Source organism: Winogradskyella flava, from assembly GCF_014243395.1.
Taxonomy (GTDB): Bacteria; Bacteroidota; Bacteroidia; order Flavobacteriales; family Flavobacteriaceae; genus Winogradskyella; species Winogradskyella flava.
The window spans coordinates 1036416-1056630 of sequence record NZ_JACLCP010000001.1 but is presented as its reverse complement, the minus strand read 5'-3'; the positions used below and the strand labels follow the sequence as shown (position 1 = coordinate 1056630).

Below are 20215 nucleotides of genomic sequence, written 5' to 3'. Positions count from 1 at the left end.
TGGCTTAGAGAGCCTCAGCCAACAACTTTAAAAACTTTACCCTTAATTAATGGCAACAAAGTCCCTACATAAACGCGAAAGCGATTTAGCACAAAGCAATAGACAATTAGAAATTCTATCTAACGGTATTTTTCAAAATGGTGAATTACCTACGTTTAAAGCTAAGATTTCTGAAACCAATCAGTTTCCTTTAAAAGCTAAAAAGTTAGAGATTCTTCAAATTAACGTGGGTTATATGTGCAATCAGGTTTGTGATCATTGCCATGTTGATGCTGGTCCTGACCGAAAAGAAATTATGACGAGAGATACTATGCAGCAATGCTTAGATGTTATTAAAAATACAGGTGCACATACTTTAGATTTAACTGGTGGAGCGCCAGAAATGAATCCCGATTTTAGATGGTTTGTTGAAGAAGCAGCTAAAGCTGGAATTAAAGATTTTATTGTCCGTTCTAATCTAACAATCATTAGAGCCAACAAAAAATATTACGACTTACCAGAGTTCTTTAAAAAGCATAATGTGCACGTTGTAAGCTCCATGCCGCATTGGACACGAGGAAAAACAGATAAACAACGTGGTGATGGTGTTTTTGATAAGTCTATCAAAGCGCTTCAGGAATTGAATGCTGTTGGTTATGGCATGCCAGATAGTGATTTAAGATTGGATTTGGTTTACAATCCGTCAGGTGCATTTTTGCCTGGCGACCAAGCCTCTATGGAAAAGGATTTTAAAAAAGCCTTAATGGAAGATTTTGGAATTCACTTTCACAATTTGTTTGCCATAACTAATTTACCAATTAGCCGATTCTTGGATTATCTCATTGCTTCGGAAAACTATGAAGATTATATGTACCAATTAGTTGAGGCTTATAACCCTGCGGCGGTTACCAATGTGATGTGTACAAACACGCTTTCCGTAAGTTGGGATGGTTACTTGTATGATTGTGATTTTAATCAGATGTTGGAATTACCTGTAAATAGCAAAGTGAAACACATTTCAGAATATAATGAAGAACTACTTGAAGGTCGAAACATTGTCATATCACAACATTGCTATGGTTGTACGGCTGGTGCAGGAAGTAGTTGCCAAGGTTCAGTAGCTTAATATTATGAAAAAAAATATCTTATATATCGTTATACTTTTTTCGAGTATTGGATTTGCTCAGAAAAGCATTTCAAAATTACTTAAGAAACACAATACCGAAAGTATTCCTTATATCTCAGTACAAGAATTAGCAATGCCAGATTCAGAAGCTATTATTCTAGACTCAAGGGAAATAAAAGAATATGAAGTCAGCCATATTAAAAATGCCATTCAAGTTGGTTATGATAATTTTAGCATAGAAACCGTTGAAGAACAGATTACTGATAAATCAAAAACCATAGTTGTTTATTGTTCTGTTGGTATTCGTTCAGAAGATGTAGGTGAAAAGCTTAAAGAAGCTGGTTACACAAATGTTTACAACTTATTTGGTGGTATTTTTGAGTGGAAGAATAACGACTTCACAGTTTATGATAACGCCAATGAGCCAACGGAAAATGTTCATACATTTTCCAAAGAATGGTCTAAGTGGCTCTTAAAAGGAATTAAAATATATGACTGATGCCCTTGTAATTGTTTTTGTAAAAAACATAAAGTTAGGAACTGTAAAAACAAGATTAGCTAAGACCATAGGCGATTATGGCGCTTTTGAAGTTTACTCAGAATTAGTGAAAATTACCGAAAACGCTACAACTGAATTAAATATTGATAAACGCATTTATTTCTCTAATGCTGTTGTCGATACCAAATGGCCGAATGAATTTAAAGCGGTTCAACAAGGTGTGGATTTGGGAGAGCGTATGCTTAATGCTTTTAAAGATGGCTTTGAAGCTGGTTATAAAAGAATTGTGCTGATTGGCTCCGACCTACCTGAAATTAATTCGACGCATATTGAAAACGGAATTAAAGCCTTAGATAAAAATGATGTCGTTTTTGGTCCTGCTGAAGATGGAGGTTATTACTTGATTGGTTTATCAAAACTCGAAGAAGCCATCTTTATAAACAAACCTTGGAGTCAACCAAATCTTTTAGAGATAACGTTACAAGAGTTACACAATACTAATGTTAGTGTAACTACCTTAGAAACTTTAAACGACATTGACACTTATGAAGATTTAATTGCTTCAGACTTCTATAGAAGCAACTTAAAATTACAAGAAAAAATACAGCAACTTAATGATTAAATATATTACTGAAAGTACTGAATACCTTCAATCCAAAGGTTTTGAAAAGCCCGAAGTTGGTATTATTCTTGGAACAGGACTCGGTCAACTGATAAATGAAATTGATATTGTTGCCGAGGCGAGTTATAATCACATTCCTAATTTCCCAACAGCTACAGTAGAGTTTCATAAAGGCAAGTTGATTTATGGAAACTTAGGTGGAAAGAAAGTGGTTGTGATGCAAGGTCGTTTTCATGTGTATGAAGGTTATACGCTACAAGATGTCACTTTTCCGGTAAGAATTATGGAGAAACTCGGTATCAAAACACTTTTGGTATCTAATGCGGCAGGAGCTATTAATTTAGACTTCAAGAAAGGGGAGCTAATGCTTATTGATGATCACATCAATTTACAAGGAGGTTCGCCATTAGCATTTAAAGGCGTTTCGGAATTAGGAGAACGCTTTACTGATATGAGTGCGCCATATGACGCTGAAATCAATACAAAATTCGAAAGTATTGCCAAGTCAAATAACATAATACTTCATAAAGGTGTTTACGCATCTGTGGTCGGACCTCAATTAGAAACACGTGCCGAATATCGCATGTTAAAAATAATCGGCGCAGATGCTGTTGGTATGAGTACAGTTCCAGAAATAATCGTTGCGAATCACTTAGGACTAAAGGTAGCAGCAGTTTCCGTATTGACTGACGAGTGTGATCCAGATAATCTTAAACCGGTCGATATTGCAGAAATTATTGCCATGGCTGGTAAAGCTGAACCGAATATGATAACCCTTTTCAAAGAATTAATAAAAACACTATAAAAGATGAGCTATTTAGAAGCTACAAATACCTTATATAAAGAAGCAGCGTTAACACCTGACGTTGGCTTATGCTGTACTACAAATCCTATTTGGGAACTGCCAGGATTAAAGATTCCAAGAATAATGCAAGAGATGAATTATGGTTGCGGAAGTACGGTGCATGCACGAGACTTAACCAACAATCCAAAAATGCTTTATGTTGGTGTTGGAGGCGGTATGGAATTATTGCAATTTTCATATTTCAACAGACAAAAAGGTGGCGTGATTGGTGTTGATGTTGTAGATGAAATGTTAGCAGCCTCACGAAAGAACTTTTTAGAGGCAGAAGCTCAAAATGACTGGTTCAAATCTGAATTTGTAGAGCTTAAAAAAGGGGATGCAATGAATCTTCCTGTTGAAGACAATAGCATTGATGTTGCTGCCCAAAATTGCTTATTTAACATATTTAAAGCAGATGATTTAAAGAAAGCGATTGCAGAAATGTATCGTGTATTAAAACCTCATGGTCGTTTGGTAATGAGTGATCCAACTTGTGAACAACCTATGAATGACGAATTGCGCAATGACGATAGGCTTAGAGCACTTTGTCTAAGTGGTAGTTTACCGATTGCAGACTATGTGAAAGCGTTGACCGATGCTGGATTTGGAACCATTGAAATTAGAGCTCGAAAACCTTACAGAATTTTAGATCCTAAAAATTATCCGACAGACGAATTAATTTATATTGAGTCGATTGAAGTTGCAGCCATAAAAGACCCTATGCCAGCAGACGGTCCATGCGTATTTACAGGTAAAGCTGCGATTTATTATGGCGATGACGATTATTTTGATGATAAAGCCGGACATGTCTTATTGAAAAATCAACCTCTAGCTATTTGTGATAAGACAGCTGGAGCATTACAAGCGTTAGGTAGAGATGATATTTATTTCAGTGAATCTACGTTTCATTATGACGGCGGAGGCTGTTGTTAGGCAATAATCGATGTTATCATTCCTGCGAAAGCAGGAATCCATTTTGGATTGTCATTTAAATTAATAAGATTTCTGCCAACGCAGGAATGACAGATGGAAAAGTATATAGACATTATAAAAAACTCCTATTCAAGTTACTGGAATTATCTCAAGTATGAGTTAATAGACCTAAACCATTGGGATAATTATTTTTATGGTCTTATTGGAATTTCGCTTCTTGTTTGGATATTAGAAATAGCATTTCCTTGGCGAAGAAACCAAGCTATTTTTAGAAAAGATTTTTGGCTAGACACATTTTACATGTTCTTCAATTTCTTTTTATTAAATCTCATTGTATTAATTGCGCTTTCCAATACAGCTGCCGCACTGTTTAATGATGCTTTAGGCCTTATTGGTTTATCAATTGGCAATGTTCAGCTTTTCGATGTTGACAATATGCCAAAGTGGTTAGGCTTACTTGTATTCTTTCTAGTTTCTGATTTTGTGCAATGGAATACACATCGACTTTTACATCGCATACCTTTTTTGTGGAATTTTCACAAAGTGCATCATTCTGTAAAGGAAATGGGGTTTGCCGCACACTTACGCTATCACTGGATGGAACCTGTCCTGTACAAATCTTTACTCTATATTCCAATTGCACTTATTGGAGGGTTTGATGCTCAGGATGTAGCCATTGTTTATTTCTTTAGTATTACTATTGGACATTTAAACCATGCAAACCTAGGTTGGGACTATGGTTTTTTAAAATATATTTTTAACAACCCAAAAATGCACATTTGGCATCATGCCAAAGGATTACCAAAACATGTAAGGTATGGCGTTAATTTTGGACTAACATTGAGTCTTTGGGATTACATTTTTAAAACTGCCCATGTACCTTTCGATGGTCGTGATATTGAATTAGGTTTTGAAGGTGATGAAACATTTCCTAAAGATTTTATAAGTCAGGAATTATATCCTTTAAAAAAATGAAATCAGTTTTAATATTTGTTCTTGCACTATTTGTAAGTTCTTGTTGTGGCACAAAAAAGGCTATTGGAACGCAACCTAAACCGAATCAAAAAGCTGCTATTTTTACTAAGTCACCTGAGACCAATAAGACGTCAAAAACTATTAAAAATCAAGATTCAGTTATTACTCCAACTAAAAGTGAAGTTTTGATTGCGACCAATGAAGACATCCGGTCAATCAAGGAGGACTCCACTAAATTAGCTTTTAGCCAAAATGTATCTAAGCGGGCCCTGACCGAACACCAATTATGGGACGAGCTACTAGAAAAGTATGTTTCAGACAATGGTAATGTAGATTATGACGGTTTCAAAAAAGATCGTAGCGAGCTTTTAGGTTACGTAAGACTACTTCAAATCTCCTATGAAAAAGTGAATTCGCAAATCGACAGACCGAAAGACGAATTACTCGCCTACTGGATCAACGCTTACAACGCGCTAACCATAGATTTAATTCTTAGAAATTATCCTTTAAAAAGTATCAAAGACATAAAAGACCCTTGGGACCAGCGTCTGTGGCAATTTGGTGACAAATGGATGAACCTCAACGATATTGAACATAAAATTCTACGTAAAATGGATGAACCTCGCATTCATTTCGCTATTGTTTGTGCGTCTGAGTCTTGTCCAAAACTTAAGAATGAAGCTTTTATAGCATCCAAACTAGAAGCGCAATTGAGTAATGTTACTAGAGCATTTTTAGCTGATACTTCAAAAAATGAGATTTCGGAAAATGAGATAAAATTATCCAAAATTTTTAAGTGGTTTAAAAAGGATTTTGAGCAAAATGGCAGTTTAATCGACTTTCTTAATCAATATTCAGAGGTTAAAATTTCTAATAAAGCAAAAAAAAGCTTTAAGGACTATAATTGGAATTTGAATGAATAAAATTTCAATTATTATTCCCGTTTTAAACGAAGCTGCAAATATTGGTCATTTGATACAGCATCTCATTACAAATTCTAATTCTAAGAATATTTCAGATATTGTTATTATTGATGGAGGAAGTACGGATGGCTCTCAAGACATTATAAATAGTTTTATCGCTACTAGTGATAATGCACTGCATGACGCATTGTACTTTGACAATATTCAGCAGAACTATCAGGACACGGATACGTTAGTCCTAGATAAAAACGTCGCACAAAAGAATTCGACCACTACTGAAGTTAAATTAATGACTTCTGCAAAAGGACGTGCCAAACAAATGAATTTAGGCGCGAAACATGCAAAAGGCAATATACTCTACTTCTTGCATGCCGATGCTTTTCCACCTGAAGACTTTGACCAGCATATCATTAGTGAAGTTAATAAAGGAAATAAAGCTGGTTGTTTTAGAATGCAATTTGATAGTAAGCATTGGTGGCTCCGTCTAGCAAGTTGGCTCACACAATTTTCTTGGCGCGCATGCAGAGGTGGCGACCAAAGTCAATTTATAACTAAGATACTTTTTGATGATATTGGTGGTTTCGATGAGAATTATGTCATTTATGAAGACAATATCTTGATTAACGAATTATATAAGCGTAAGCAGTATATAGTTATCAACAAAAAAATCAGAACCTCAGCTCGACTCTACAAAAAAGTGGGTGTCTGGAAATTACAATACCACTTTTGGTCCATTTATGTAAAACGTTGGTTTGGTGCTTCGGCAGATGAGATGCTAGCTTATTATAAAAAAAATATCACATAACTATTTATTTATTTCTACCCATTTCATTAGGATAAAGCATAGGTAGTGTATCACTCTGAAATACTTCTTTAGTTTTGATATCCATTACTGATAGTCTACCAGTAAATGCAGCTCCGGTATCTACATTCCATACGTTAATGGCATTCATAGGTTGGTACTTATGATAATTGAGTGTTGGTGTATGGCCTATGTATATTTCGTTGTAGTGCTTTAAGCGATTAGGATAAAATTTAGAATCTTTTTTTATACGACGATCCATAGTTAATGCCATTTCCCAAAGGGTGCGATCAAAATAAAAACCTCTAATGTCAAATTCTCGTTCAACACCATGCATAGAGGTAAAACCAGCGTGCACAAAAAGTCGCTTTTCATCATCGACATGATATAAAGGCATATCTTCAAAAAAACGGCAATGCGCTTTTTTTTGCTCTTCAGAGAAGCCATTGTAGCTTTCTATAGTCTCTTTTCCACCATGCATATACCAAACTTCATTGACTAATCCTTGCATCAACCATTCTTCACACCACACATCATGATTGCCTTTTATAAAAATACATTCATTCGTTTTAGACAACTCCATTAAGTACTGAATAACTTGGGCAGATTCACTCCAACCATCTACATAATCTCCAAGAAATATAAGTTTGTCTTCTCCAGCAATTTGTGCTCTGTCTAGCACTTGGGTTAAGGCCTTGAGTCCACCATGTATATCGCCAACGGCTAATGTTCGCATTTCGATTCGTTTATAGCAAAACTAAGGCATAATTTTTAGAAATATTGCCCAATACCAAAAACTAATCCTTGTGTGGCATCTGGTGTAATTCCAATACCGTAATCAATTCTAAAAATAGCGTTGAAGATCTTCTTGTGAATAAAGCGTAATCCTAGTCCTGGATATACCCTAAAGTTTTGTGAATCAGCAAAATCACTTAAATCACCACCAGGATTTCGCCAACTTCCAGCATCTATAAAAGCGTTTCCTTGAAGTGCAAACCAACCTTTTTCGTACAATGTGTATCTATACTCCGTATTAAGCACTATGGCACCAGTACCACGATCTATAAGATTACCTACACCCCTAATATTCAAATTATTATCTACCGCAAAAGGCGCAAAAGGTGTATCGTCATTTGTCGCAATTCCTAATCGCAATCTACTAGCCCAGTTACCTCTTTTACCAAAACGTTTAAAATATTGAAAATCATTCCAGCCGATTAAAAAATCTGGTAACATTCTATCGTTACTCGAATGTACATATTGAAAATTAAAAATACTTCTAAAACCCTCAACATATTGATAATCATAATTAAGATTGTTGTACTCATAAATAAGCTTATAAAGCATCTTATCGACAATCAATTCCCGGGGGACATTAGGGTTGGTCGCACCAGATTTATATTCGTAATCTTCCGTAAAAAAATTCACTCCAAATTCTACTCTGTTTGTAAAATTAAATTGATACAAACCTAAAACTTCAAAAGACTCATTATTATAACGGTAGTCTGCAGTTGTCCCATCAAAAAAAACGGGCTCTTGAGTTGTTAAATTTTGGAAATTAACGGCCAATCCTAATTTCCTTGAAAATAAGAAGGGAGCTCGAAAGTTAATAGCATAAGAATCATAAATATCCTTTTGATAAAAACCTCCAAAAGTGATATTCTGCCCAAATAAGTTGAACTCGTATAACCCTAATCGATAAGCGAATTCATCATCATTTGTTGTATACACATTCGCAGATGGAATAATGGTAAAGTTCTCTTCAATATTATAAAATACATTATACGTATTCTCCTCTTCTGCAGGAAATACTTGATAGTATGCGTGGGCGATTGATGGTAAGCGTTTCAGTAATCTAATATCTTCTTCAATTACCGAAGAATCCAAGGCTACTCCAGGTTTGATAAACGCTATTTTCTTTACAAAAGACGACTTTAGCTTTTTGTTACCTTGTACCTTGAGGTCTGCAACTTTATGCTGTGAAAAACCAACAAAACTTAAACTAAGAAAACAAAATAATATAAATCGCATCATTCTAATACAAACTGAATAATAAGTAGTTGATTCACCCAATTATCTTCGCTCACATCCATAACCGTAAATTTATAAGTTTGCCCTGAAATGAGATCTGGAGGAATACCATTGGTAATATTTAAAACAACATTGGACGTATTATAATATTGAAACTGATTTTCAAAGGTATAAGTTCCAGAAATTAAATCATCATTTGTCGTCGATAAAACTTGAAAGAAAATCGCATTATTTTCAACAGAATTTATATCCCAACTAAAAATTGGCATTTGAGAATTCTCTTGATTGATTATTATTTCAGTTGAGAATAATGTAGGCTGTTCGATATGCTTTATTCTAATTGGATTAGATAGTTTTATATCTCCATCTTTTTCAAAAGAGACAATCATCCATTTTTCTGAACTGAATGATCCTACAAACTTCCTGAGATATCCATTAAAAAAAGGCTCACTGTCCAAGTTAACCAAATTATAATTTGATAAATCGTTCGGATTTACATTACTAGAGTTTGTTTGAAAAAGTCTGTAATTTTCAGAATTACTCTCTGGAAAAAAGTACACCTCTACGAGATCAAGATTTTCGATATCGTTGCCAGCACAAGCTATTACTGCTCCTGTTTCAAAAGTTTTATTTTCAATATAACTCGTTAAAGAATTATCCGTTTGACGAAACTCATTATCGCTTTGAGAACACGATCCCAAAAAAAAGCCTATGGCAATAAACAGTCGTTTCATGATTTGGTTATTACCTCTATTTGTCGCTAACCTGACGTAACCTTACTAATTTTAAATATTTATTCATCCGATTTGTAGTATGTTCGAATGACTTCTTCGACTGGCTTATTTTGTGGAGTGAACATCGGGTTATCTTCTCCACCAGACTTGTCATGCTTTATAAACCATTTCCAAACAAAACCACCAGCAAACCAGTCTTCTTTCCAAAAGGTTTCGTAAAGTGCTTTTGTGGTGTTGACTTGAGCTTCAAGATTGACTTCTTTCATACTTCTAGAAGATACCCATGGCTCTCTACCCGAATAATCTACACTTCTATAACCATACTCCGTAAACAGAATGGGCTTCTTGTAATCTTCAGCCATTTTAGAGATAATTGGCTTATGTTTTTTCCAACCTTCTATACAGTCTTCAAAACTTGGAGTTTGGGCATCACTGACTGGAAAATAAGCATCAACACCAATGTAATCCAGTTGACTCCAAAATGGTGTACGTCTAAACTCATCCCAATTAGCAGCATACGTAAGTTTTCCCTGGTAAACGGTTCGAATCTTCTGAATTAATCCAGTCCAGTACTCTGGCCTATACTTTACAAAAAGTTCTAGTTCTGTACCAATGCATAAAATTTCAGCTTTGACTTCCTTTGCTAACCTTGTATACTCCAAAATAAAACTAGAGTAAGAATCTTCCAGTGCTTTCCAATTGTCTTCAGAAGTCATCATGATCTTACCTGTGAACTCACCTCGCCAAACCCAAATTTGAGGCTTTATCATGACCTTAATATTCTTCTTTCGCAATTCTTCAATGTACTGTTTGGCACCTGCTCGAGTTTCGCCAAACCACTGTCTATCTGTATTATGAACAATATCTGGATGCTCTAGATTCTTAATAAAACCGAAAGGCATAATAGCTGCATAGTTGGCATTAACCTTAACAACTGGGGCTACATGAGATTGATTCACCTTGTCAGGTGCCGCCACAAAACTGACGCCATTAATTTTCTCCTTTTCTACTTTGCGTACGGTTACGGCAACTAATAAAATGCATAAAATTAGAAACTTAAAATACCTCATAAGAGTACAATTAAGTGTCTAATTTATATAAATCCTAGAACAATGCTCTTAAACCTATATTAAATGTTTGTCCCAAACCGGTATCGTTTCCTCTCACGAAATTGGTGTAAAGTGTTTCTACATTTAACGCTTTTGTTAATTGATATTTAAATCCTCCTCCAAGTGCGGTAAAATCTTGTGAAAAATCATTTCCTGCATCTATTAATTGTGAATGCTGTACTAAAGCTAAAATAGTAAAGTTAGAACTTGGAAAGTAACTCAAAAATAGTCCTGGCGTTAGTCGTAAACTATTGTTGGCAAAACTACCCTCAGTTTGCACTCCATTAGCATCTCTCTCTAATTCTTTTCCAAAGTTATACTCAGTATTTAACTCAGTAAATAATTGCCAATCGCCGCTTGGAAAACTGTAATCGTAAAAGAATCTATTTTGAAAAATGAATCCTTTTTGGTCTAAAAAAACACCTTCTTCAACCTCATTATCCACCAATGGAATATGAAATGCAGTCTGAATGGTGAAATTTGAAACACTCTTTATTGGGTTGAATTTCACTGCTGGTGCAAAAGATGTAAACCCAGAACGTGCAGAACCTGATTCGCCATCAAAAGAAAATACATCCAAAGCATCTCTTCCTCCAATAACGTTAGAACGGAACTCTAATAACAGTCCAATATTAAGGTTATTGCTTTCTGAAACACCGGTGAAGATATCTATTGTAGATGTAAAAAAAGTATTTCTTGGAATATCTTGCTCTTCACCATTTGGGCCAAATAAGTCTTTGGTCTCAGTGTAAAGGTTATTAAACCATTTAATATCCCATTGCCCTTTTTTTAATAAAATAGATGGTGTGTATTCCTGAATGACACTTTTTTGAGAATCGTTATCTTCTTGAGAGAATCCTATGAATGACATCATTATTGCCATTGCTAGTATGCTTATTTTTTTCATATCGCTTTTTTTATATTCCCATGATTTTGGGAATCTTATTGTGGTTTTGGTTTGTTATTATTCTGAGATTCCTTTTTCAAAGGAATTTATTGTTTGTTTAAAGTCCAGTTATACGAGAAATAACTCAACTTATAGTTATCTGGTATTTGTTCTGTTCTATATTTATTTATAAAGTCTATTTTCGTCATGCCATCCATAGTGAAATCGTCTTCGTACCATTTCATGATCTCAGATGCCTCAACCTTTTTCTTTTTTTCGTTTACTCTTAAAAAACTTCCGTTTATTGCTTTTTTCGTCTGAGTCTCCAATTGCTCATCTAAGGTATTCGGCATATATGCTTCATTTATTAATGGAGGGCAACCAATTGCCCCACAAACTAAAACAAAGTGAAATCTGGCATCCTTAAATTTGGCTCTTAATAGTTTATGTTCAACATCATTAAGCGTAATACTTTTACCTCCTAAATTATAGGTTGTTTTATCGAAGAAACCTGTATTGTCTAGAGGAGATTTTGTTGGATAATTATCGATAATACCCTTAATTACTGAAACATTGTAAGCATTTATCCAAAACGCTTGATAGCTATTACCATCAGAGGCTTTGACGGAAATTTTCTCTGCTATTTTTAAAATCTCATCCAAATCTGACTGATCTTTGTGTATCGTTTTGTAGTCGACCTTTCCATTTTTAACATGGGTTCCCAAAAATGTATTGGTTTTAGAGAAAAAAGTATCCAGGTCTTGAGCACTTATGGCTAAAGAAAAAAGAAAAGTTATTAAATACAGGTGTCGTTTCATCGTCTTAAATTTTGATTAACGGCTCTTCTGTCGCATATAAAATCAATGGCTTACAAGATTTTTGAAAGAAATTCAGCGTCTTAATTGAAGACAGAACCTTACAAAATTGTTTAATTTAAAAAGGATATAAATAAGAATTTTAGATTAAGTTCTTATCTTTAAAATCGACAGACCACTAACTAACAACCAAATTTTATGGAACACATTGTCATTATCGGTAATGGTATTTCTGGTGTTACCCTAGCCAGACATATTAGAAAACTCTCCGACAAAAAAATAACTATTGTCTCTGCAGAAACAGATTATTTCTTTTCTCGTACAGCTTTAATGTATGTGTATATGGGACATATGAAGTTTGAGCACACCCAACCTTATGAAAATTGGTTTTGGGAGAAAAATCGTATCAACCTGAAAAAAGGTTACGTAAAAACTGTTCAAACAACATCTAAAACGCTTCACTTTGCTGGAGGAGACACACTTCAATATGATAAACTCGTTATAGCAACTGGAAGTAAACCGAATAAATTTGGTTGGCCAGGACAAGATTTAGAAGGTGTTATGGGCATGTACCACAAACAAGATTTGGATAATCTTGAAAAACATGCGCCAAATAAAGAGGTTTGTAAGCGCGCGGTAATTGTTGGGGGCGGTCTCATAGGGATTGAATTGGCTGAAATGCTAAATAGCAGAAGTATTCCCGTAACATTTTTAGTACGTGAATCCAGCTTTTGGAATGGTGTTTTACCTGAGGGTGAAAGTGCTATGATCAATAGGCATATTAAAAACCATCATATTGATTTAAGGCTTTCTACAAATTTGAAAGAAATAAAATCTGACGACAACGGTAAAGTAAAATCTGTGATCATTGAAGAAACTGGCGAAGAAATTCCATGTAATGTAGTGGGGTTAACAGCAGGAGTGTCGCCAAATATAGATTTTATAAAAGACTCAGAGATTGAAACTGGTCGTGGTGTAAAAGTGAATCGCTATTTAGAAACCAATATTCCTGATGTGTATGCCATTGGTGATTGTGCCGAACAACATGAAGCTATTGGAAATCGCAGACCTATTGAAGCCGTATGGTACACAGGTCGTATGATGGGTGAAGCTTTAGCACAAACTATTTGCGGAAATCGTAGACCATATAATCCAGGGCATTGGTTTAATTCAGCAAAATTTATGGATATAGAATATCAAACTTACGGCTGGGTTTTCGGTGCCAAAGGCAGACCAGATTATGAACAACACTTTCATTGGAAACATGATGATGATACTAAGTGTATCACAGTAGCATACCATAAAGATACCCAAGAATTCCTAGGCATTAACACTTTTGGCATTAGAATGCGTCATGAAACCTTTGACACTTGGTTAACAGAAAAACGTGATGTTGATTACGTTATGAATCATCTTTCTGATGCCAATTTTGATCCTGAATTTTATTCAAAATTTGAAAAAGAGATTCTATCAGCCTACAATAACAAACTACAAACCGCATAATCATGAGCAATAAATTAAATCATAGCATGTCCTTAGCAAGACCTGATGCTTTAGATATTACTACAAAACAAAAGGTTGCCTTAGCTATAGGAATTATTGGGTTATTCATATTGACTTTAGCGCTTTTCAATACTAACTTCCCTAATGAAGGATTATTCTTAACGTTATCACTTGGCTTGATTGCGGTCGGTATTGTAATCTACTCCAGAGAAGCCTATCTTAATAAATTAGAAGGTATAAAAAATGATGGACAATGGTTTAAATCTATCTCTTCAAGGGGTGTTTGGGGCTGGATCGTTGGTGTTATTCTAACGACATTTTATATCGTACTTTACTTTTATCCTCAATACTTAGGGTTGGGTGTGGACGGTGCTTCTAATACTGGATTAATTAGTTTATTTGATCCTTTAAGTCAATTACTGAGTGGGAGAAATGCGAGCCAATGGTTTGTTTATGGCACACTTTACACTATTGCAATTTTAGCTTTTGGATATAAATTTATTCTTAAGTATAGACATAATCGTTACCAACAAGTTCGGACTGTTTCTGTGATGTTCTTTCAATTAGGTTTTGCATTTTTGATTCCAGAGTTCATGTATGTCATGAATAACGATTTACCATACTACGACCTTAAGAGTGTTTGGCCGCTTAACTATTACATTTTTGATGAGTGGTCCGTTAAAGGATTTTTATCTAATGGAAATATTGGATTGGCTTTAATCATCTTTGGCATCCTTTCCATATTTGTTATTTCACCTATCTTAACCTATAAATTTGGGAAGCGATGGTATTGTTCTTGGGTATGTGGTTGTGGTGGTTTAGCGGAGACAGCCGGTGACTCTTTTAGGCACTTATCCTCTAAAAAAATGTCAGCCTGGAAGTTAGAGCGATGGTTAATACATACCGTTTTAGTATTTTCTGTAGTGATGACAACAGCAATGGTTTACACCTATTTGGGATACGATAGCAACGACTTTTGGCTAACAAGAGATGTATTTATTTCTTTAGTCATTGGATTTCTAACTTTAGTTTTTATTGGTGTGATGTTTTTTAAAAGGCAAGAATTAGGAAAAGACGCCAAATATGGAGCCATAGGATTTTTTATTACCATAGCACTTTTACTTATTATGCATTTTACAGGCACCACGGATCAACTTTTCTATATAAAATCTGGAGCTTTAAGATCTACTTATGGTATTTATATTGGCTCCATATTCTCTGGTGTTATAGGTACTGGCTTCTATCCTATTTTAGGAAGTCGCTCGTGGTGTCGTTTTGGCTGCCCAATGGCTGCTATACTTGGTTTTCAGCAACGTTTATTTTCTAAGTTTAGAATTACCACAAATGGTGGACAGTGTATTTCTTGTGGTAACTGTTCTAACAGTTGCGAAATGGGAATTGATGTAAGACATTATGCCCAAAAAGGTGAGAATATTGTACGTTCTAGTTGCGTTGGCTGTGGTATTTGTTCTGCGGTATGTCCAAGAGGTGTATTAAAATTAGAGAATGATAGTATGAAAGGGCGAATTAATCCGACTGAAGTTTTATTAGGTAACGATGTAGACCTAATGGAACTTGTAAATCAAAAATAATGCGATTAGTTTTTATTTTCTCTCTTATTTGTAGTTTTGCCGTCGCGCAAAAACAGTATCAGAAAAATTATTTTGATAATGGTAAGCTCGAATCCTGTGGTTGGATTAAAAATGGAAAAAAAACCGAATATTGGAGGACATATTATAAGAACGGTAATTTAAAATCCGAAGGGCATTACAAGAATAATCTACGTACCAAATTTTGGAAACTATACAGTTCTAATGGGCAAAAAGAAAGCGAAGGTCATTTTGAAAATGATAAAAAAATAAAATGGTGGGTTTTTTATGACGACAATGGAAAAGTCAATCATAAGTGTCAAGTTAAGAACGATCAAAAAAACGGTTATTGCTTAATGTATAAAGATGAAAAGTTAACTTCTGCAGTGAAATATTCCCAAGGAAAGCGAATTAAAGAATGGACCGATTTAAAGTCATTTAAGAAAGACAATAAATTATCAGATTTAAATAAATGACCAAAATCAAAGTCATCATTCCTGCTTTTAATGAAGCAGACTCCATTTCGAAAGTTATTAAAGACATTCCTGAAATAGTTGAAGAAGTTATTGTAGTTAGTAATAATTCTACAGACGATACTGAAGTTAATGCTAAAAAAGCAGGAGCTACAGTTTTGCTTGAAAAGCAAAAGGGCTATGGCCATGCCTGCTTAAAAGGAATGGACTATATCGAAAAACAAGATATAAAACCAGATATAATTGTGTTTTTAGATGGAGATTACAGCGATTATCCTGAAGAGCTAACTAAAATTGTTCAGCCTATTATTGAAAAAGATATTGACTTTGTTGTTGGTGCTAGAGTAAAAGAACTGAGAGAAGAGGGTTCAATGACCGTTCCTCAAATCTTTGGTAACTGGCTAGCTACTAGCTTAATGACCTTGTTTTTCCGTTCTACATTTACAGATTTGGGGCCCTTTAGGGCTATTAAATACGACAAATTATTAGCACTGAATATGGAAGACAAAACCTATGGTTGGACGGTTGAGATGCAGCTAAAAGTCTTAAAGAAAAAATATAGTTATAACGAAATTCCTGTGAATTACAGAAACAGAATTGGTGTCTCAAAAGTTTCAGGAACCATAAAAGGTGCTATCTTTGCAGGCGTTAAAATCTTAACATGGATTTTTAAATACAGCTTAAAGTGATTTATTTACACTATTTCATAATTGTAGTTTATACCATAGCCATCATCTTGATTTTTATGTATGCTTTGGCTCAGTTAAATCTACTTTTTAATTATCTATCTTCAAAAAAGAAAAGGGAAAGCTGTGAAACATTTGATTTAAATAATCCAAATGAAATTCCTTACGTTACCGTACAACTTCCAGTATTTAATGAGATGTACGTCATGGAGCGCTTATTGGATAATATTGCTCTATTGGAATATCCCCGTGAAAAATTGGAAATACAAGTCTTAGATGATTCTACGGACGAAACTGTGCATACCACCAAAGCACATGTTGAAAAACTTGCTGCAACAGGATTAGACATAAAACATATTACAAGAGAGAATCGTGCTGGTTTTAAAGCTGGAGCCCTAAAAGAAGGCTTAGAAATTGCAAAAGGAGAATTCATTGCGATTTTTGATGCCGATTTTCTTCCGAATCCTAATTGGTTAAAACGCACCATTCCTTATTTTAAGGACGATCAAATTGGCGTTGTACAGACGCGCTGGGGACATATTAATAGAAACTATTCGTTGCTAACAAGAATTCAGGCCTTTGCTTTAGATGCACATTTTACTTTAGAGCAGGTTGGAAGAAATTCTAAAGGTCACTTTATAAACTTTAATGGTACCGCAGGTATTTGGCGCAAGCAATGTATCATTGATGCAGGCAACTGGGAAGGTGATACACTTACTGAGGATTTAGATCTCAGTTACAGAGCACAGCTTAAAAACTGGAAATTCAAGTATCTAGAAGATGTTGAGACTCCTGCTGAATTGCCAATAGTAATTAGTGCTGCTAGATCACAGCAATTCCGTTGGAACAAAGGTGGCGCAGAGAACTTTAGAAAAATGCTTAGTCGCGTTCTAAAATCTAAAAATATATCCACTAAAACTAAAGTTCATGGTCTTTTACACTTACTAAACAGTACGATGTTCTTAAGTATTTTTGTGGTTGCCGTTTTAAGTATTCCTATGCTTTATATAAAGAATGAATATGCTCACTTGAGAGACTATTTTTATATTATGAGTTTCTTTATAATGAGTACCATCATATTCTTCGTGTGCTACTGGTTTATGTACCGCAGCATTTACGGAAGTGGATTTAAAAGATTCTTTGGATATATTGGTATGTTCTTTACCTTTTTCTCTATTGCTATGGGCTTTTCATTACATAATTCCATTGCCGTATTAGAAGGTCATGCCGGTAAACGCAGTGAATTTGTAAGAACACCAAAATTCAACCTAAGCAAGTATAAAGACAACTGGAAAAACAACAAATACTTACGTAAAAACCTATCACCTCATGTTATTATAGAAGGCATACTAATGCTTTACTTTGGGTTTGGTATGTATAGTGCTTTTATCGTTGGTGATCAAGGTGGGGATTTTGGTTTATTTCCATTCCACTTGATGCTTTTTATTGGCTTTGGTTATGTCTTCTTTAAGTCTTTGAGCTCTAAAGTTTAGCTTCGCTTTTCGAAAGGAATAATTTCTCCTTTTTCCAAATAACTCTTAAGTCCGTTTAATAACATTGCCCAACAAAAGGAGGAATGTTTAAAGTGATTATTTAATTCAGACCAATCCGTGTGAAAAAAATTTAGGCAAGTTCCATTATCTTTTTCCTTTAGTTTAAATCCAAAGGTTGTAGAATTCCAGTCGTCATCAGATTTAGTCATTTTATAATGAATATGATCCCACTGTTTACAACTTGTTACCTCTGCATACCAATCATATTTATCTGTAAAATTAAAGTTAAATTGCTCTCCAACTCTTGGAATTCCAGAACATTTTAGTGGCCACCAATTCTCCAAATGCCCTGGCTCAGAAACGGCTTTATAAACACTAAATTTGTCACTTTTTATGATAAAGTTGAAGTAAATGGAATGACTCATAACGGTATTTTATTTCCAATAAAGTTAGGAATCTTTTTTGAGCGACTATTTTCTAGGTTACAAATAATTCTATCTTTGGTTTTATGCTCGGACTAGCCAATATTTTTAAACATAAAAAAATAACACTATTCTACATCTTAATCAGCTGTCTGTCGTATTTGTGGTTTGCCTATGATTTGCAGAGAACTGAAGCATTACAATTAATATTGCTTTATACTGCACTTTTTGTTTTTGCTTATCAAATCATCAAAACTTCTGGTTTCTATTTTAGGATAATGGTTATAGCAGCAATATTATTTCGATTGCTGTTTTTATTTGCCATCCCAAATTTATCACAAGATTTTTATCGCTTTATTTGGGATGGTAGAATGATTTTAGAAGGACTCAATCCTTATCTATATACGCCAGATTCGTTTATACAAAATGGTAAGTTTCCTATCTCACAGGCCCAAGAATTGTATAATGGCATGGGAAGTCTCAGCGCCTCGAATTTTACCAATTATCCACCATTAAATCAACTCTGCTTTGTTATTGGCAACCTTTTACCCAGCGGAAGTATTTTAAGCTCCGTAATCGGAATGCGGCTCATCATTATAGCTGCAGACATAGGCACACTCTATTTTGGAAAAAAACTCTTAGAACGACTTAAACTGCCATCACATAGAATCTTTTGGTACATCTTAAATCCATTTATAATAATTGAACTTACGGGAAATCTTCATTTTGAAGGTGTCATGGTATTTTTATTGGTTTGGAGCCTTTACCTCCTACATTCTGGAAAATGGAAATGGGCTGGTGTGATTCTCGCTTGTTCTATTTCTGTAAAATTGATTCCACTTATGTTTTTACCACTATTTTTCTGGTGGTTTGTTAAGAAAGAGAATCTTATCGTTGGAATAAAAAAATTAATAGTGTTTTATAGTATAATTATAGTTACTGTAATACTTCTCTTTGCTCCATTTTTTTCAATGGAGTTTATCAATAACTATTCTAAGACGGTTGGACTTTGGTTTAGTAATTTTGAATTCAATGCTAGTATCTATTATATCTTGAGAGAAATTGGCTATGCATTGACTGGTTATAACGAAATAGCAATTATCGGTAAAGTACTTCCAATCTTAACGATCCTCGTAATACTGGCATTATCATTTTTTGAAAAGAATAATACATTATCCAAACTCATCTCATCTATACTATTAGTATTTACTTGCTATTTGTTTTTAAGCACAACCGTACACCCCTGGTATTTGACTACATTAGTTGTACTATCGGTATTTACTAATTTTAAATACCCTCTGGTCTGGAGCTTTGTTATTATACTAAGTTACCTTTCTTATTTGGCCATAGGTACATCTGATAAATCCGAAAATTTATGGCTTATAGGATTGGAGTATCTTATTGTATTCTCTATCTTTATTTGGGAAGTTCTACTTAAAAGATTATCTAAAACTTAATCTTCAAGATTTTCGGGTGGCTGCACGGCATCTGGATCGTCCTCATCAAAATCCTCATAATCGTCCTCATCATAATTTTCCATAGTAACAGCTAGTTTAGTACTAACTTTGACTAAATATTTAGTATCTTCAGTCGTGACTTCAACAGCGTCAATAACCTCATTTTTGGCATTTCTAAATGTAATAATGTGGTCGTCATCATAGCCATCAGGATATTTATCAACAAGCATGGCGAGGATTTCTGGTGTTAACTTCTTAAAATCAACAATGACGCGTTTTAAGTGTTGGTCTTTTGGGCTCATTATAATTTTAAT

The 20215-nt window shown here is 34.5% G+C and carries 22 protein-coding genes; 14 read left to right on the top strand and 8 right to left on the bottom strand.

Annotated features, from left to right (window positions below; translation table 11 throughout):
- Positions 1-49: 49 nt before the first annotated feature.
- The 8 genes from arsS to H7F21_RS04655 all read left to right on the top strand — a co-directional run bounded on the left by arsS (position 50) and on the right by H7F21_RS04655 (position 6706).
- Entirely contained in the window at positions 50-1105 is a 1056-nt protein-coding gene (arsS, locus tag H7F21_RS04690; RefSeq protein ID WP_185788056.1) for an arsenosugar biosynthesis radical SAM (seleno)protein ArsS, read from the top strand.
- Positions 1106-1109: 4 nt separating this feature from the next.
- On the top strand, positions 1110-1604 hold the full coding sequence (locus H7F21_RS04685) for a rhodanese-like domain-containing protein (RefSeq protein ID WP_185788055.1): 495 nt from the start codon (positions 1110-1112) through the stop codon (positions 1602-1604).
- Positions 1597-2226: a TIGR04282 family arsenosugar biosynthesis glycosyltransferase gene (locus tag H7F21_RS04680; RefSeq protein WP_185788054.1), complete on the top strand. Its 630-nt coding sequence runs from the start codon at positions 1597-1599 to the stop codon at positions 2224-2226. Before H7F21_RS04685 ends, H7F21_RS04680 begins: the two co-directional genes overlap by 8 nt.
- The gene (locus H7F21_RS04675; RefSeq protein ID WP_185788053.1) at positions 2219-3031 is read left to right on the top strand and encodes a purine-nucleoside phosphorylase; all 813 of its coding nucleotides are present in this window, start codon (positions 2219-2221) and stop codon (positions 3029-3031) included. Before H7F21_RS04680 ends, H7F21_RS04675 begins: the two co-directional genes overlap by 8 nt.
- Before the next feature lie 3 nt (positions 3032-3034).
- Entirely contained in the window at positions 3035-4003 is a 969-nt protein-coding gene (gene arsM / locus H7F21_RS04670) for an arsenosugar biosynthesis arsenite methyltransferase ArsM (protein ID WP_185788052.1), read from the top strand.
- 93 nt (positions 4004-4096) lie between these two features.
- The gene (locus H7F21_RS04665) at positions 4097-4978 is read left to right on the top strand and encodes a sterol desaturase family protein (protein WP_185788051.1); all 882 of its coding nucleotides are present in this window, start codon (positions 4097-4099) and stop codon (positions 4976-4978) included.
- Entirely contained in the window at positions 4975-5901 is a 927-nt protein-coding gene (locus H7F21_RS04660) for a DUF547 domain-containing protein (protein WP_185788050.1), read from the top strand. Before H7F21_RS04665 ends, H7F21_RS04660 begins: the two co-directional genes overlap by 4 nt.
- Positions 5894-6706 carry a TIGR04283 family arsenosugar biosynthesis glycosyltransferase gene (locus tag H7F21_RS04655; RefSeq protein ID WP_185788049.1) on the top strand — a complete coding sequence of 271 codons (813 nt, stop codon included), beginning with the start codon at positions 5894-5896 and terminating at the stop codon, positions 6704-6706. The genes H7F21_RS04660 and H7F21_RS04655 overlap by 8 nt, the downstream gene beginning before the upstream one ends.
- 4 nt (positions 6707-6710) lie before the next feature.
- Here H7F21_RS04655 and H7F21_RS04650 read toward each other — a convergent pair whose 3' ends face one another.
- The 6 genes from H7F21_RS04650 to H7F21_RS04625 form a co-directional block, all read right to left on the bottom strand.
- Complete coding sequence (locus tag H7F21_RS04650) at positions 6711-7439, bottom strand: metallophosphoesterase family protein (RefSeq protein WP_185788048.1); 729 nt, start codon at positions 7437-7439, stop codon at positions 6711-6713.
- A 35-nt stretch (positions 7440-7474) separates the two neighbouring features.
- Positions 7475-8737, bottom strand: a complete 1263-nt coding sequence (locus H7F21_RS04645; protein WP_425509954.1) for a POTRA domain-containing protein — start codon at positions 8735-8737, stop codon at positions 7475-7477.
- On the bottom strand, positions 8734-9468 hold the full coding sequence (locus H7F21_RS04640; protein ID WP_185788047.1) for a hypothetical protein: 735 nt from the start codon (positions 9466-9468) through the stop codon (positions 8734-8736). Before H7F21_RS04640 ends, H7F21_RS04645 begins: the two co-directional genes overlap by 4 nt.
- Before the next feature lie 59 nt (positions 9469-9527).
- Positions 9528-10538: a glycoside hydrolase family 113 gene (locus tag H7F21_RS04635; protein WP_185788046.1), complete on the bottom strand. Its 1011-nt coding sequence runs from the start codon at positions 10536-10538 to the stop codon at positions 9528-9530.
- A 34-nt stretch (positions 10539-10572) separates the two neighbouring features.
- The gene (locus H7F21_RS04630; protein ID WP_185788045.1) at positions 10573-11484 is read right to left on the bottom strand and encodes a hypothetical protein; all 912 of its coding nucleotides are present in this window, start codon (positions 11482-11484) and stop codon (positions 10573-10575) included.
- 86 nt (positions 11485-11570) lie between these two features.
- Positions 11571-12281, bottom strand: coding sequence for a DUF547 domain-containing protein (locus H7F21_RS04625; protein WP_185788044.1), 711 nt, complete (start codon positions 12279-12281; stop codon positions 11571-11573).
- A 195-nt stretch (positions 12282-12476) separates the two neighbouring features.
- Between H7F21_RS04625 and H7F21_RS04620 the strand changes: the two genes are divergently transcribed.
- Genes H7F21_RS04620 through H7F21_RS04600 form a run of 5 tightly spaced genes read left to right on the top strand, consistent with a single transcriptional unit; the run spans position 12477 to position 18022 of the window.
- Positions 12477-13781 (top strand): NAD(P)/FAD-dependent oxidoreductase, encoded by a 1305-nt coding sequence (locus tag H7F21_RS04620; protein ID WP_185788043.1) that lies wholly within the window; start codon positions 12477-12479, stop codon positions 13779-13781.
- Positions 13782-13783: 2 nt separating this feature from the next.
- Positions 13784-15373 carry a 4Fe-4S binding protein gene (locus H7F21_RS04615; RefSeq protein WP_185788042.1) on the top strand — a complete coding sequence of 530 codons (1590 nt, stop codon included), beginning with the start codon at positions 13784-13786 and terminating at the stop codon, positions 15371-15373.
- Positions 15373-15846 carry a toxin-antitoxin system YwqK family antitoxin gene (locus H7F21_RS04610; RefSeq protein ID WP_185788041.1) on the top strand — a complete coding sequence of 158 codons (474 nt, stop codon included), beginning with the start codon at positions 15373-15375 and terminating at the stop codon, positions 15844-15846. The genes H7F21_RS04615 and H7F21_RS04610 overlap by 1 nt, the downstream gene beginning before the upstream one ends.
- Positions 15843-16532, top strand: coding sequence for a glycosyltransferase family 2 protein (locus H7F21_RS04605; RefSeq protein ID WP_185788040.1), 690 nt, complete (start codon positions 15843-15845; stop codon positions 16530-16532). Before H7F21_RS04610 ends, H7F21_RS04605 begins: the two co-directional genes overlap by 4 nt.
- 56 nt (positions 16533-16588) lie before the next feature.
- Positions 16589-18022: a cellulose synthase family protein gene (locus H7F21_RS04600; protein ID WP_185788558.1), complete on the top strand. Its 1434-nt coding sequence runs from the start codon at positions 16589-16591 to the stop codon at positions 18020-18022.
- On the opposite strand, the gene H7F21_RS04595 is transcribed toward H7F21_RS04600, so the two are convergent.
- On the bottom strand, positions 18019-18447 hold the full coding sequence (locus H7F21_RS04595; protein ID WP_185788039.1) for an SRPBCC family protein: 429 nt from the start codon (positions 18445-18447) through the stop codon (positions 18019-18021). The two genes, H7F21_RS04600 and H7F21_RS04595, sit on opposite strands and share 4 nt — an antisense overlap.
- Positions 18448-18530: 83 nt before the next feature.
- On the opposite strand from H7F21_RS04595, the gene H7F21_RS04590 reads away from it, so the two are divergent.
- Complete coding sequence (locus H7F21_RS04590; protein WP_185788038.1) at positions 18531-19901, top strand: MptA/MptB family glycosyltransferase; 1371 nt, start codon at positions 18531-18533, stop codon at positions 19899-19901.
- Here the strand turns inward: H7F21_RS04590 and H7F21_RS04585 are convergent.
- Positions 19898-20203 carry a hypothetical protein gene (locus H7F21_RS04585; RefSeq protein ID WP_185788037.1) on the bottom strand — a complete coding sequence of 102 codons (306 nt, stop codon included), beginning with the start codon at positions 20201-20203 and terminating at the stop codon, positions 19898-19900. The two genes, H7F21_RS04590 and H7F21_RS04585, sit on opposite strands and share 4 nt — an antisense overlap.
- Between the last annotated feature and the right edge of the window lie 12 nt (positions 20204-20215).

Excerpts from the sequence above, each read along its gene's own strand:
- arsS (WP_185788056.1), top strand. The coding sequence starts at position 50 with ATGGCAACAAAGTCCCTACATAAACGCGAAAGCGATTTAGCACAAAGC.
- H7F21_RS04685 (WP_185788055.1), top strand. The coding sequence starts at position 1,110 with ATGAAAAAAAATATCTTATATATCGTTATACTTTTTTCGAGTATTGGA.
- H7F21_RS04680 (WP_185788054.1), top strand. The coding sequence starts at position 1,597 with ATGACTGATGCCCTTGTAATTGTTTTTGTAAAAAACATAAAGTTAGGA.
- H7F21_RS04675 (WP_185788053.1), top strand. The coding sequence starts at position 2,219 with ATGATTAAATATATTACTGAAAGTACTGAATACCTTCAATCCAAAGGT.
- arsM (WP_185788052.1), top strand. The coding sequence starts at position 3,035 with ATGAGCTATTTAGAAGCTACAAATACCTTATATAAAGAAGCAGCGTTA.
- H7F21_RS04665 (WP_185788051.1), top strand. The coding sequence starts at position 4,097 with ATGGAAAAGTATATAGACATTATAAAAAACTCCTATTCAAGTTACTGG.
- H7F21_RS04660 (WP_185788050.1), top strand. The coding sequence starts at position 4,975 with ATGAAATCAGTTTTAATATTTGTTCTTGCACTATTTGTAAGTTCTTGT.
- H7F21_RS04655 (WP_185788049.1), top strand. The coding sequence starts at position 5,894 with ATGAATAAAATTTCAATTATTATTCCCGTTTTAAACGAAGCTGCAAAT.
- H7F21_RS04650 (WP_185788048.1), bottom strand. The coding sequence starts at position 7,439 with ATGCGAACATTAGCCGTTGGCGATATACATGGTGGACTCAAGGCCTTA.
- H7F21_RS04645 (WP_425509954.1), bottom strand. The coding sequence starts at position 8,737 with ATGATGCGATTTATATTATTTTGTTTTCTTAGTTTAAGTTTTGTTGGT.
- H7F21_RS04640 (WP_185788047.1), bottom strand. The coding sequence starts at position 9,468 with ATGAAACGACTGTTTATTGCCATAGGCTTTTTTTTGGGATCGTGTTCT.
- H7F21_RS04635 (WP_185788046.1), bottom strand. The coding sequence starts at position 10,538 with ATGAGGTATTTTAAGTTTCTAATTTTATGCATTTTATTAGTTGCCGTA.
- H7F21_RS04630 (WP_185788045.1), bottom strand. The coding sequence starts at position 11,484 with ATGAAAAAAATAAGCATACTAGCAATGGCAATAATGATGTCATTCATA.
- H7F21_RS04625 (WP_185788044.1), bottom strand. The coding sequence starts at position 12,281 with ATGAAACGACACCTGTATTTAATAACTTTTCTTTTTTCTTTAGCCATA.
- H7F21_RS04620 (WP_185788043.1), top strand. The coding sequence starts at position 12,477 with ATGGAACACATTGTCATTATCGGTAATGGTATTTCTGGTGTTACCCTA.
- H7F21_RS04615 (WP_185788042.1), top strand. The coding sequence starts at position 13,784 with ATGAGCAATAAATTAAATCATAGCATGTCCTTAGCAAGACCTGATGCT.
- H7F21_RS04610 (WP_185788041.1), top strand. The coding sequence starts at position 15,373 with ATGCGATTAGTTTTTATTTTCTCTCTTATTTGTAGTTTTGCCGTCGCG.
- H7F21_RS04605 (WP_185788040.1), top strand. The coding sequence starts at position 15,843 with ATGACCAAAATCAAAGTCATCATTCCTGCTTTTAATGAAGCAGACTCC.
- H7F21_RS04600 (WP_185788558.1), top strand. The coding sequence starts at position 16,589 with ATGTATGCTTTGGCTCAGTTAAATCTACTTTTTAATTATCTATCTTCA.
- H7F21_RS04595 (WP_185788039.1), bottom strand. The coding sequence starts at position 18,447 with ATGAGTCATTCCATTTACTTCAACTTTATCATAAAAAGTGACAAATTT.
- H7F21_RS04590 (WP_185788038.1), top strand. The coding sequence starts at position 18,531 with ATGCTCGGACTAGCCAATATTTTTAAACATAAAAAAATAACACTATTC.
- H7F21_RS04585 (WP_185788037.1), bottom strand. The coding sequence starts at position 20,203 with ATGAGCCCAAAAGACCAACACTTAAAACGCGTCATTGTTGATTTTAAG.